General features: G+C 71.8%; 13 protein-coding genes. 10 read left to right on the plus strand and 3 right to left on the minus strand.

All coding sequences use genetic code 11. The features are described 5' to 3' along the window. Nucleotides 1-47 precede the first annotated feature (47 nt). From D8M29_RS04120 to nrdR, 8 genes are all read left to right on the plus strand, one after another. On the plus strand, nucleotides 48-281 hold the full coding sequence (locus D8M29_RS04120; protein WP_305034214.1) for a hypothetical protein: 234 nt from the start codon (nucleotides 48-50) through the stop codon (nucleotides 279-281). 110 nt (nucleotides 282-391) lie between these two features. Next, complete coding sequence (sepF, locus tag D8M29_RS04125) at nucleotides 392-1,024, plus strand: cell division protein SepF (RefSeq protein WP_127435625.1); 633 nt, start codon at nucleotides 392-394, stop codon at nucleotides 1,022-1,024. Between the two features lie 7 nt (nucleotides 1,025-1,031). After that, complete coding sequence (locus tag D8M29_RS04130; RefSeq protein ID WP_049146938.1) at nucleotides 1,032-1,328, plus strand: YggT family protein; 297 nt, start codon at nucleotides 1,032-1,034, stop codon at nucleotides 1,326-1,328. 139 nt (nucleotides 1,329-1,467) lie between these two features. Continuing rightward, nucleotides 1,468-2,067 (plus strand): DivIVA domain-containing protein, encoded by a 600-nt coding sequence (locus tag D8M29_RS04135; protein ID WP_073116553.1) that lies wholly within the window; start codon nucleotides 1,468-1,470, stop codon nucleotides 2,065-2,067. Between the two features lie 56 nt (nucleotides 2,068-2,123). Beyond that, on the plus strand, nucleotides 2,124-2,594 hold the full coding sequence (lspA, locus tag D8M29_RS04140) for a signal peptidase II (protein WP_115166288.1): 471 nt from the start codon (nucleotides 2,124-2,126) through the stop codon (nucleotides 2,592-2,594). 4 nt (nucleotides 2,595-2,598) lie between these two features. Then, nucleotides 2,599-3,561, plus strand: coding sequence for an RluA family pseudouridine synthase (locus D8M29_RS04145; RefSeq protein WP_082067607.1), 963 nt, complete (start codon nucleotides 2,599-2,601; stop codon nucleotides 3,559-3,561). Nucleotides 3,562-3,668: 107 nt separating this feature from the next. Continuing rightward, nucleotides 3,669-7,265 (plus strand): DNA polymerase III subunit alpha, encoded by a 3,597-nt coding sequence (gene dnaE, locus D8M29_RS04150; RefSeq protein ID WP_044659512.1) that lies wholly within the window; start codon nucleotides 3,669-3,671, stop codon nucleotides 7,263-7,265. Between the two features lie 43 nt (nucleotides 7,266-7,308). Then, on the plus strand, nucleotides 7,309-7,803 hold the full coding sequence (gene nrdR, locus D8M29_RS04155) for a transcriptional regulator NrdR (protein WP_002855838.1): 495 nt from the start codon (nucleotides 7,309-7,311) through the stop codon (nucleotides 7,801-7,803). 158 nt (nucleotides 7,804-7,961) lie between these two features. Here the strand turns inward: nrdR and ppgK are convergent, their stop codons facing one another. Next, entirely contained in the window at nucleotides 7,962-8,786 is an 825-nt protein-coding gene (gene ppgK / locus D8M29_RS04160; protein WP_049146942.1) for a polyphosphate--glucose phosphotransferase, read from the minus strand. Between the two features lie 21 nt (nucleotides 8,787-8,807). After that, complete coding sequence (gene map / locus D8M29_RS04165; protein WP_127435149.1) at nucleotides 8,808-9,752, minus strand: type I methionyl aminopeptidase; 945 nt, start codon at nucleotides 9,750-9,752, stop codon at nucleotides 8,808-8,810. Nucleotides 9,753-9,788: 36 nt separating this feature from the next. On the opposite strand from map, the gene D8M29_RS04170 reads away from it, so the two are divergent. Then, entirely contained in the window at nucleotides 9,789-10,001 is a 213-nt protein-coding gene (locus D8M29_RS04170; RefSeq protein ID WP_036340724.1) for an SPOR domain-containing protein, read from the plus strand. 68 nt (nucleotides 10,002-10,069) lie between these two features. On the opposite strand, the gene panB is transcribed toward D8M29_RS04170, so the two are convergent. Next, nucleotides 10,070-10,933, minus strand: a complete 864-nt coding sequence (gene panB, locus D8M29_RS04175; RefSeq protein ID WP_044659514.1) for a 3-methyl-2-oxobutanoate hydroxymethyltransferase — start codon at nucleotides 10,931-10,933, stop codon at nucleotides 10,070-10,072. 36 nt (nucleotides 10,934-10,969) lie between these two features. On the opposite strand from panB, the gene D8M29_RS04180 reads away from it, so the two are divergent. Then, nucleotides 10,970-12,310: a glutamine synthetase family protein gene (locus tag D8M29_RS04180; RefSeq protein WP_044659515.1), complete on the plus strand. Its 1,341-nt coding sequence runs from the start codon at nucleotides 10,970-10,972 to the stop codon at nucleotides 12,308-12,310. Nucleotides 12,311-12,342 lie beyond the last annotated feature (32 nt).

Raw genomic sequence — 12,342 nt, forward strand, 5'->3', positions numbered from 1 at the left:
GACAGAGACACGTGCGAGTCACACCTTTCCCCACCCGACGCCCCTCCATGCGTGCGGGCGTGCGGCTGGGCGGGCTGATGTGCGTGGCACCGCGCGGCCTGGACCCGGAGGACGCGTTCCGCCGGCTCGCCGCTCTCGGCGGGCGCGTGCGGCAGACGCATCCGGAGGCCACCGCGCTGTCCATGGGGATGAGCGCGGACCTCGAGGCGGCCGTGCGCGCAGGGGCGACACAGGTGCGCATCGGCTCCGACGTTCTGGGGGCCCGGGACGCGGTGGGCTAACGTTGACCCCGCGCGTCCCGGCGGGACGCGACAGGACCGTGCGGACGCATGCGCACCGACGACGAACGACGGCGGCCCCCGGGGCCGGAGGACGTGGTGAAGGAAGACTCATGGCTGGTGCCCTGAAGAAGACGATGATCTACCTCGGCCTGGCCGACGGCGACGAGTACGACGAGCAGCCCCGTGCCACCGAGCGGGAGGCCGCGACCCGACACGAGGTCGTCGAGGCGCGACGCCCCGCGGAGCCGGACACCGACCCCCACATGGAGGCCGTCCGCCCCGCTGCGGTCCGCGATCCCGAGCCGGCCGAGCGGCCGGAGCCCGTGATCCCGTCCGGCTCCACCGCGGCCGAACCCGTCGAACCCCGGCGTCCGGCGCGTCCCGAGCCGGTCGACCCGGGCTACCGGGCCCCGGTGACCCCCATCAAGCGAGCCGCAGCGTCGTCTGCCGAAGGAGCCTCCGTGCACACCCTGTCCACCGTCCACCCCCGCTCCTACAACGACGCGAAGGCGATCGGCGAGGCCTTCCGCTCCGGCGTCCCCGTGATCATGAACGTGACCGACCTCGGTGAGAACGAGGCCAAGCGCCTCGTGGACTTCGCGGCCGGCCTCGTCTTCGGCCTGCACGGCTCGATCTCCCGCATCACCAGCAAGGTGTTCCTGCTGACCCCGGCCACCGTGGACGTCGTCGGCGCCGAGCAGGGCGAGTCCGGCGCGGTCGACTCCCCGTTCGACGGCGACTGAGGCGCCCATGCAGCTGCTCCTCGCCCTCGCCTACCTCGCCCTGACGGTGGTGCTCGCGGCGCTGACCGTGCGGATCGTCCTGGACGTCACGCAGTCGTTCGCCCGCCACTGGCGCCCCACCGGGGCGGCCCTCGTGCTGGCCAGCGGCGTGTACGGGGCCACCGACCCGTTGCTGCGCCCCGTGCGTCGTGCCGTGCCGCCGGTGAACCTGGGCGGCATCGGCCTGGACGTGGCCTTCCTCATCGTGTTCCTCGGCGTCGTCCTGCTGCGGGTCCTGGTGCTGAGCCTGGCCGGCGTGGCCTGACCCGCGGCCCGGGGCGGCTGTCGGCCCCGGTGGTAGTCTTCGCGGCAGGATCGGCGCCGCCCCTCACCGGCGCGCCGGCCGTCGACGCGCCGGGCCGCCCGGCCGTCCCCGAGCACCGAGCAGAGAGCGAGACGGTTCCATGGCGCTGTCCTGGGAAGACGTGGTCAACAAGCAGTTCCAGCCCACGAAGTTCCGCGAGGGCTACGACCAGACCGAGGTGGATGACTTCCTCGACGAGATCGTGGCGGAGTTCAAGCGCCTGATCGCCCTCAACGAGCAGCTCGAGTCCGAGAACGCGGAGCTGCGCGCCGGCGGCGCCGCCCCGGCCGCCGGCCCCGCTGCGGACACCCCGCAGGCCGCCGCGACGCCGGCCTCCGTCGAGGAGGCGGCCCCGGCCGCCGCCCCCGAGTCCGCCGACGCGGCCGCGACCTCCGCCGCCGGCGTCCTGGCCATGGCCCAGCGGCTGCACGACGAGCACGTCGCCGCGGGCGAGCAGCGCAGCACCGAGCTCGTGGCCGAGGCCGAGGCCACCGCGGCCCGGCTCGTCAGCGACGCCGAGGAGCAGAAGGCCCGCACCCTCGAGGCCCTGGCCGAGGAGAAGGCCGGTCTGGAGGGCGAGGTCGAACAGCTGCGCAGCTTCGAGACCGACTACCGCAGCCGCCTCACCTCCTACATCGAGGGCCAGCTGCGGGAGATCCGCGCCCAGAAGCGCGTCGAGCCCCCCACGCCCACGGCGTGAGTCGTGCCGTCGACGCCGCGCCGGCCCCGCGATCCCCTCGCGCGGGCCGGCGAGCCGTGCTCACCGCCCTCATCGTGGCGGTGCTGGCCTACGCCCTCGACCAGCTGACCAAGTACGCGGTCGAGAGCACGATGCAGCTGGGGGACTCCGTCACGGTGATCCCCGGGGTGCTGCGCTGGCACTACATCCTGAACCCGGGCGCGGCCTTCTCCATCGGCGAGGACCACACCTGGGTGTTCACCGTCATCCAAGCCGTGGTGGCGGTGGCCGCCCTCGTCGGGATCGCCCGCGTGCGCTCGACGCCGTGGGCCCTGGCGTTGGGCGGGCTCGCCGGCGGCGTGCTCGGCAACCTCACGGACCGGCTGTTCCGGCCCCCGGCGTTCGGGCGCGGCCACGTGGTCGACATGATCTCCGTGCCGCACTTCGCGATCTTCAACGTGGCGGACTCGTTCATCGTCTGCTCCGTCATCGGCGTCGCCCTGCTCGTGATGACCGGCCGCCGCCTGGACGGCACACGGGAGGCGTGAGGACATGGGCATGAGACCGGGACTGACCGAGCGGCTCGAGGTCACCGAGGCCGAGGCGGGCCGGCGGGTCGACGCGGTGCTCGCCGACGCGTTCGGCGTCTCCCGCTCGCTGCTGGCGGACTGGTTCACCCGGGGCCTGGTGCGGGCCGAGTCGCGCTCCGGCCGCCGGGACCGCGTCCTGGCCAAGTCCGCGAAGGCCGTGGCGGGGGAGACCCTCGCCGTCGACGTCCCCGACGACCCCGACCCCCTGGAAGTGAGGGCAGAGCGCGTGGACGCGCTGAGCATCCTGTACGAGGACGAGGACCTGGTGGCCGTGGACAAGCCCACCGGCGTGGCCGCACACCCCTCGCCCGGCTGGGTCGGGCCCACCGTGGTGGGCGCCCTGGCCGCCCTCGGCTACGACATCACCACCTCGGGCGCCCCCGAGCGCCAGGGGATCGTGCACCGGCTCGACGTCGGCACCACCGGGGTCATGGTCGTGGCCAAGACCGAGCGCGCCTACACGGCCATGAAGGACCAGTTCCGCGAGCGCGTGCCGGAGAAGGTCTACCACGCCGTGGTCCAGGGCATCCCGGACCCGCTGAGCGGCACCGTGGACGCGCCCATCGGGCGGCATCCCGGCCATCACTGGAAGTTCGCGGTGCTCGAGGACGGCCGGCCGTCCGTGACCCACTACGAGACGCTCGAGGTGTTCGGCCGGGCCACCCTGCTCGAGGTCCACCTGGAGACCGGGCGCACCCACCAGATCCGCGTGCACACCTCGGCGCTGCGCCACCCGTGCGTCGGCGACCTCACGTACGGGGCGGATCCGCGCCTGGCGGCCGAGCTCGGGCTGACCCGCCAGTGGCTGCACGCCCACCGGCTGGCGTTCCCGCACCCGGTCACGGGGGAGCCGGTGACGATCACCTCCCCGTATCCGGAGGACCTCGCCCACGCCCTGGCGGCGCTGCGCGGCGACGAGGACTGAGCCTGCACCGTCGACGTGACCCCCGTCCCGGTCCGGCCCCGCCGCCCGGGCACCACGAGTAGGCTGGTGCGGCCCCGCTGTCCTCCCCGTCGAAAGGCCCACCCCGCATGACCGTGTCCGCCGACGCCCGCGCCGACGCCGTGAAGGACGGCGGCTTCGTCCACCTGCACACGCACACCGAGTACTCCATGCTCGACGGCGCCGCGAAGCTGGACGACCTGTTCGCCGAGGCTCAGCGGCTGGGCATGGACTCGCTGGCCATCACGGACCACGGCTACCTCTTCGGCGCCTACGACTTCTGGTCCAAGGCGAAGGCGGCGGGCGTCAAGCCGATCATCGGGCTCGAGGCCTACGTGGCCCCCGGGCATCAGCACCGCACGGACAAGGAGAAGACCCGCTGGGGCGAGCCCCACCAGCGGGGGGACGACGTGTCCGGCGGCGGTGCGTACACGCACATGACGCTGCTGAGCGAGACCACCGAGGGGATGCACAACCTGTTCCGGATGGGCTCGATCGCCTCGCTGGACTCGGTGTACGCCAAGTGGCCGCGGCTGGACCGGGAGCTGCTGAGCCAGTACTCGAAGGGCCTGATCGCCACCACGGGCTGCCCCTCCGGCGAGGTGCAGACGCGCCTGCGCCTGGGCCAGTACCGGGAGGCGATGCAGGCGGCCTCGGACTTCCGGGACATCTTCGGCAAGGACAACTACTACTGCGAGATCATGCACCACGGCCTCGACATCGAGCGCCGGGTGATGACGGACCTGCGCCGGCTCGCCAAGGACCTGGGCCTGCCGTTCGTGGCCACGAACGACCTGCACTACACCCACGAGCACGACGCCAAGGCGCACGAGGCGCTGCTGGCCCTGCAGTCGGGCTCGAAGCTCAACGAGCCCAGCTACGACCAGGGCGGCTCCCGCTTCGCGTTCTCCGGCACCGAGTACTACCTGAAGTCCCCGCGGCAGATGCGCGAGCTCTTCGCGGAGCTGCCCGAGGCCTGCGACAACACGCTGCTCATCGCCGAGCGGTGCGAGGTCGAGTTCGACACGAAGGCCAACTACATGCCGGTCTTCCCCACGCCGGAGGGCGAGGACGAGACCAGCTGGCTCATCAAGGAGGTCGCCTCCGGTCTGGCCTACCGCTACCCGGACGGCGTGCCGGACCACGTGCGCAAGCAGGCGGACTACGAGCTGGACGTCATCATCTCGATGGGCTTCCCCGGGTACTTCCTCGTCGTGGCCGACTTCATCAACTGGGCCAAGGAGAACGGCATCCGGGTGGGCCCGGGCCGTGGCTCGGGCGCCGGATCGATGGTGGCGTACGCGCTGCGCATCACGGACCTGGACCCGCTCAAGCACGGGCTGATCTTCGAGCGGTTCCTCAACCCGGACCGCGTGTCCATGCCCGACTTCGACGTCGACTTCGACGACCGCCGTCGCTCCGAGGTGATCGACTACGTCACCCGCAAGTACGGCGACGAGCGCGTCACCATGATCGTCACGTACGGCACCATCAAGACCAAGCAGGCCCTGAAGGACTCGGCCCGCGTGATGGACCAGCCGTTCTCGATGGGCGAGTCCCTCACCAAGGCGCTGCCGCCGGCGGTGATGGCCAAGGACATCCCGCTCAAGGACATCGAGGACCCCGCGGCCCCGCGCTACGGGGAGGCCGCGCCCTTCCGCGAGCTGATCGCCACGGACCCGGTGGCGAAGGAGGTCTTCGAGACCGCCAAGGGTCTCGAGGGTCTGAAGCGGCAGTGGGGCGTGCACGCGGCCGGCGTGATCATGTCCTCGGTGCCGGTGATCGACGTCATCCCGATCATGCGTCGTCTCCAGGACGGCCAGGTCATCACCCAGTTCGACTACCCGATGGCGGAGTCCCTGGGCCTGATCAAGATGGACTTCCTGGGGCTGCGCAACCTCACGATCATCTCGGACGCGCTCGAGAACGTGAAGGCGAACCAGGGCGTGGACCTGGACCTGGAGACCCTCGACGTGGACGACCCGGCGGCCTACGAGCTGCTGGCCCGCGGCGACACCCTCGGCGTGTTCCAGCTCGACGGCGGCCCCATGCGCTCGCTGCTGAAGATGATGCGCCCGGACAACTTCGAGGACATCTCGGCGACCATCGCCCTGTACCGCCCCGGCCCCATGGGCGCGAACTCGCACACCAACTACGCGCTGCGCAAGAACGGGCAGCAGGAGATCACCCCGATCCACCCGGAGCTGGAGGAGCCGCTGCGGGAGATCCTGGACACCACCTACGGCCTGATCGTGTATCAGGAGCAGGTCATGGCGATCGCCCAGAAGGTGGCGGGCTACTCGCTCGGCCAGGCCGACATCCTGCGCCGCGCGATGGGCAAGAAGAAGAAGTCGGAGCTGGACAAGCAGTACGAGGCGTTCCACCAGGGCATGCTGGACCGCGGCTACTCGGAGGCCGCGGTGAAGGCCCTGTGGGACATCCTGCTGCCCTTCTCGGACTACGCGTTCAACAAGGCGCACTCGGCCGCCTACGGCCTGGTCTCCTACTGGACGGCCTACCTCAAGGCGCACTACCCGGCGGAGTACATGGCGGCGCTGCTCACCTCGGTGGGCGACGACAAGGACAAGCTGGCCATGTACCTCAACGAGTGCCGCCACATGGGCATCACGGTGCTGCCCCCGGACGTGAACGAGTCCCACCTGACCTTCACCCCCGTCGGCCGGGACATCCGCTTCGGCATGGGCGCCGTCCGCAACGTGGGCGCCAACGTGGTCAAGGGCATGGTCCAGGCGCGCGAGGACAAGGGCTCGTACACGGGCTTCGGCGACTTCCTGGCGAAGGTGCCGCTCGTGGTGTGCAACAAGCGCACCATCGAGTCCATGATCAAGGCCGGCGCCTTCGACTCCCTCGGCTACGCCCGCCGCGCCCTGCTGGCCGTGCACGAGGAGGCCGTGGACGCCACCGTGGCGCAGAAGCGCAAGGAGGATCACGGCGAGTTCACCTTCGACCTGTTCGCGCTCGGCGGCGGCGACGAGGACGACTCCGACGCCGCGGACGGCGTCGCCGTCCCGGACCTGCCGGAGTGGGCCAAGAAGGAGAAGCTCGCGTTCGAGCGCGAGATGCTGGGCCTGTACGTGTCCGACCATCCGCTGCAGGGCCTCGACGGCGTCCTGGCCCAGCACGCCGACGTCCAGATCACCCGCGTGCTCGACGACGACGGGCCCGCGGACGGCGCGATCGTCACCATCGCGGGCCTGGTCACCACGCTCGAGCGCCGCATCGCCAAGTCCTCGGGCAACGCGTACGCGCGCTGCGAGATCGAGGACCTCGGCGGCTCGATGGACGTCATGTTCTTCGGCCAGGTGTACGCGCCCATCGCGATGATGCTGGCCGAGGACCTCGTCGTCGCCGTCAAGGGCAGGGTGCAGCGCCGGGACGACGGGTCGGTGTCCCTGTCGGCGATGGAGCTGACCATCCCGGAGCTCTCGGACGGCCCCGGCGGCCCCGTGCGGATCACGCTGCCCGCGTTCAAGGCCACGGAGCAGGTCATGGGCCAGCTGGCGGACGTGCTGCGCACCCACGAGGGCTCCTCGGAGGTGCGGCTGTCCCTGGTGGGCCAGCGTGCCACGCAGGAGTTCCAGCTGGGCCCGCAGTTCCGGGTGAGCCCGAACCCGGCGCTGTTCGGGGACCTCAAGATCCTGCTGGGTCCGGCCTGCCTCGGCTGAGCGGACGTAGCATGGGAGTGCCCCGCCCAGGAGGAGAGAGCTGATGCACTGCCCGTTCTGCCGTCATGAGGACTCGCGCGTGGTCGACTCGCGCTCCCTCGACGACGGCTCCGCCATCCGTCGGCGTCGGCAGTGTCAGGCCTGCGGGAAGCGGTTCACCACCATGGAGACCACCGCCCTGACCGTCGTCAAGCGCTCCGGGGTGGCGGAGCCGTTCGACCGCTCCAAGGTGATCAACGGCGTCCGGAAGGCGTGCCAGGGGCGGCCGGTGACGAGCGACGACCTGGCCATGCTCGCCCAGGAGGTCGAGGAGACGGTCCGTGCCACGGGCAACGCCGAGGTGGACGCCCACGACGTCGGCCTGGCCATCCTCGATCCGCTGCGCCGTCTCGACCAGGTGGCCTTCCTGCGCTTCGCCTCCGTCTACCGGGACTTCGAGTCCCTCGACGACTTCGAGGAGGCCATCGCGGAGCTCCGGGCCGGTGACGGGGACGACCGCGGCCGTCCCGCCGTGCAGCCGCGGCTGTTCACCCGCTGACCTGGGCCGATGCGACGGCGCGGCCGGGATCGACGCTGCAGTGGTGCGCACGGCCTCCAGGCGCTACAGTGATCCCCGGGTCGACCTCGGTCGGCCCGGCAAGACTGCCGAGGGCGGTTCCGGAGGGGAAGCCGGAACCGCCCTCGGTGTCTGCGCCCTCAGTTGCCGTCGGCGAGCGAGCCGTGCGCGGCCAGGGCGGCGCCCACGATGCCCGCGTTGTTCTGCAGCTGGGCCGGGACGATCGGGGTGCGCAGGCGCAGCAGCGGCAGGTAGTCGTCCGGCCGCTTGGAGATGCCGCCGCCGACGATGAACAGGTCGGGCGAGAAGATCCGCTCCACGTGGGAGAAGAAGCGCTGCAGTCGCTCGGCGTACTCGGCCCAGCTGAGCTGATCGCGCTCCCGGGCCTTCGCGGAGGCCCGCGACTCGGCCATCACGCCGTCGAGCTCCAGGGATCCGACCTCGAAGTTCGGGACGAGCACGCCGTCGTGGATCATCGCGCCGCCGATGCCGGTGCCGAGCGTGATCACGTGCACCAGGCCGCGCACGCCCCGCCCGGCCCCGTAGCGGGCCTCCGCGAGGCCGGCCGCGTCGGCGTCGTTGACCACGGTCACGGGGCGGCGCAGGTGCTCCTCGAACGTGCCGCGCAGATCGGTGCCGATCCACGAGTGGTCGATGTTGTTCGCGGACAGGCACACCCCGTCCTTGACGATCGAGGGGAAGCACACGCCCAGCGGGGCGGAGGGCTTCGGCGCCTTCTCGCGCCCGTCGAGCTCGGCGGTGATGGCCGCCAGGGTCGCCGCCACGGGCTCGGGCATGGCCGGCTGCGGCGTGGGGATGCGGAAGCGGTCCCCGCGCAGGGTGCCGGCCTTCGGCCCCGACCCGAGGCGGACCAGGCCGCCCTTCATGCCGGTCCCCCCGACGTCGATGCCGATCGTCGTGGGGTACTTGGAGGAGCGCTGGGCGGTGCTGGTGTGCGTCGTCACGGCCCCCAGCTTAGTGCCGGGTCACGGCAGCGTGAGAATCTCCGCGCCGTCGTCCGTGACCACGATCGTGTGCTCGAACTGCGCGGTGCGACGGCGGTCGCGGGTCACCACGGTCCAGCCGTCGTCCCACTGGTCCCACTCGATCGTGCCGAGGGTGAGCATCGGCTCGATGGTGAACACCATGCCGGGCACGAGCAGGCGGTCGTGGGCCGGGGCCGCGTCGTAGTGGGGGATCACGAGGCCGGAGTGGAAGTCCACGCCCACGCCGTGGCCGATGAAGTCGCGCACCACGCCGTAGCCGAAGCGCTTGGCGTAGGACTCGATGGCGCGGCCGATCACGTTGACCTGACGGCCGGGCTTCACGGCGCGGATGCCGCGGCGCAGGGCCTCCTCGGTGCGCTCGACGAGCAGCCGGGACTCCTCGTCCACGTCGCCGACCAGGTAGGTGCGGTTGTGGTCCCCGTGGACGCCGTCCAGGTACGCGGTGATGTCCAGGTTGACGATGTCCCCGTCCTCCAGGACGGTGCCGTCCGGGATGCCGTGGCAGATGACCTCGTTGATCGAGGTGCAGATGGACCGCGGGAAGCCGCGGTAGCCCAGGCAGGACGGGTAGGCGCCGCGCTCCACGAGGAAGGCGTGCGCGATCCGGTCCAGCTCGTCCGTGGTGACGCCCGGGCGGATGTGGGCGGCGGTGTGCTCCATGGCCTGCGCGGCCAGGCGGCCGGCGGCGCGGATCCGCTCGACGCCGGTGGCGTCGTAGACGTCCGAGGCGTTGCCCTCGTCCGGGGTGGCCCTGCCGACGTACTCGGGGCGCGGGATCGCGGCCGGCACGGGCGGGGCGGGGGACGGGGCCCCGGGCGTCAGAGTGCCGACGGGGGCGAGCGACCCGGGCTCCGGTGCGGTGGGGCCCGCGGGGCGGGGACCGTTGTGGCTGGACGGGGCGGCGGGGTTCTGACGCTGGGACATGTCCTCCAGCCTATCGGCCCGGCTACTGTGGCCCCCATGACCGAGACGAGCGAGTTCTGGTACAACGTCAACACGCATCAGGTGGAGGTGGGCGCCCAGTCGGACTGGTCCCAGCTGCTGGGCCCGTTCGGCACCCGTGAGGAGGCCCAGGCCGCGATGGACCGCGTGCGGGCGAACAACGAGGCCGCCGACGCCGAGGACGCGCGCGACGACGACTGGGACAGCCGTCCCGTCGACGACGCCTCCTGACCGCGGCACCGGACGACACCGGGCCCCCGTCCCTCGGGACGGGGGCCCGGTCGTCTCAGGGGGCGGGTTCAGCCCTCGAAGCCGTGCTCCGGGGCCGGGAACGCGCCGTCGAGCACGTCCGCGCGATAGGCCCGGACCGCCTCACCCACGACCTCGTGCAGGCGGGCGTACTGACGGACGAACCGGGGCACCCGTCCCTCGCGTAGACCGAGCATGTCCTGCCACACGAGCACCTGGCCCGTGGTGCCCGGGCCCGCGCCGATGCCCACGGTGGGCACCCGCAGTGCGGCGTCGACGGCGGCGGCGACGTCCGAGGGGACCATCTCCATCAGGACGGCGAACGCCCCCGCGGCCTCGAGGGCCTGGGCCGACACGGTCATCCGCTCGGCCGCCCCCGCGCCGCGGCCCTGCACCCGGTAGCCGCCGAGCACGTGCTCGGACTGCGGGGTGAAGCCGATGTGGGCCATGACCGCGACGCCGGCGGCCGTCATCGCGGCCACGTGCTCGGCGAAGCGCTCGTCGCCCTCCACCTTGACGGCGTGCGCGCCGGACTCCTTCACGAGGCGGACGGCCGACTCGACGGCCTGCCGCGGGGAGGCCTCGTACGAGCCGAAGGGCAGGTCCGCGACCACGAGGGCACGCTCGGCACCGCGCACCACGGCCTGGGTGAACAGGATCATCTGGTCCAGGGTGACCGGCAGGGTGGTCGGGTGGCCCAGCATGGTGTTGCCCACCGAGTCGCCCACGAGCAGCACCTCGACGCCGGCCTCGTCGAACAGGGCCGCCGTCATCGCGTCGTAGGTGGTGAGCATCGCGAAGCGCCGGCCCTCGTCCTTGGCCCGCTGCAGGTGGACCGTCCGGTACCGGGACGGGGCGGGCGGACCGTAGGGGGCGGTGTCGTCAGGCTGCCGGGGGGACTGGGGAGCAGACATGGGCCGGAGTCTACGCGGCGCGTCTAGAGTGGCGGCATGGATCGACAGCAGGACTACGTGCTCCGCACCATCGAGGACCGGGACGTCAGGTTCGTCCGGCTCTGGTTCACGGACGTGATCGGCACCCTGAAGTCGGTGGCCCTGTCTCCGGCCGAGGTGGAGAACGCCTTCACGGAGGGCCTGGGCTTCGACGGCTCCTCGATCGACGGATACACCCGCATCTCCGAGTCGGACATGCTGCTGCAGCCCGACCCCTCGACCTTCCAGATCCTGCCGTGGCGCGGCGACCAGGGACAGAGCTCCCGGATGTTCTGCGACGTGCTCACCCCGGACGGCCGCCCCGCCCCCGCCGACCCGCGGCACGTGCTGCGCCGCGTGCTGGACCGGGCCGCCGACCGGGGCTTCACGTGCTTCACCCACCCGGAGATCGAGTTCTACCTCCTGCAGTCGGACCAGCCCGGCCCGGACGGGGAGCCGGTGCCCGTGGACCGCGCGGGCTACTTCGACAACGTGCCCGGCTCCGACGCGGCCGACTTCCGCCGCGACGCCGTCAGCCTCCTCGAGGGGATGGGCATCTCCGTCGAGTTCAGCCACCACGAGAACGGCCCCGGCCAGAACGAGATCGACCTGCGCGCGGCGGACGCGCTCACGACGGCGGACAACGTGATGACGTTCCGGACCGTCGTCAAGGAGGTCGCCGCCGCCCAGGGCACCTACGCCACGTTCATGCCCAAGCCGTTCTCCCACCACCCGGGCTCCGGCATGCACACCCACTTCTCCCTCTTCGAGGGTGACGCGAACGCGTTCTACGACCCCGCGGACGAGTTCCGGCTCTCCGTCACGGGCCGCCGGTTCATCGCGGGCCTGCTGCGCCACTCCGTGGAGATCACCGCGGTGACCCACCAGTTCGTGAACTCCTACAAGCGCCTCTGGGGCGGGGGAGAGGCCCCGTCGTACACCTCGTGGGGGCACAACAACCGCTCCGCCCTCGTGCGCGTGCCCCTGTACAAGCCGGACAAGGCCGGCTCGGCCCGCATCGAGTACCGCGGCATCGACGCCTCGGCCAACCCGTACCTCGCCTACGCCCTGCTGATCGCGGCCGGGCTCAAGGGCATCGAGGAGGGCTACGAGCTGCCCGAGTCCGCCGCCGAGGACATCAGCGCGCTGACCACCCACGAGCGGCGCGTGCTCGGCCACGTCCCCCTGCCCGGCACCCTGCACGACGCCCTGCGCGCCGCCGAGGAGTCCGAGTTCGTGGCATCCGTTCTGGGCGAGCACGTCTTCGACGCCCTGCTGCGCAACAAGCGCCAGGAGTGGGACGACTACCGGGTGGAGGTCACGCCGTACGAGCTGCGGCGCTACCTCTCCGGCCTCTGAGGCGCCGGCCGTGTCCGCCCTGCCCGACGCGG

This window comes from Micrococcus sp. HSID17227, assembly GCF_003989405.1.
Taxonomy (GTDB): Bacteria; Actinomycetota; Actinomycetes; order Actinomycetales; family Micrococcaceae; genus Micrococcus; species Micrococcus luteus.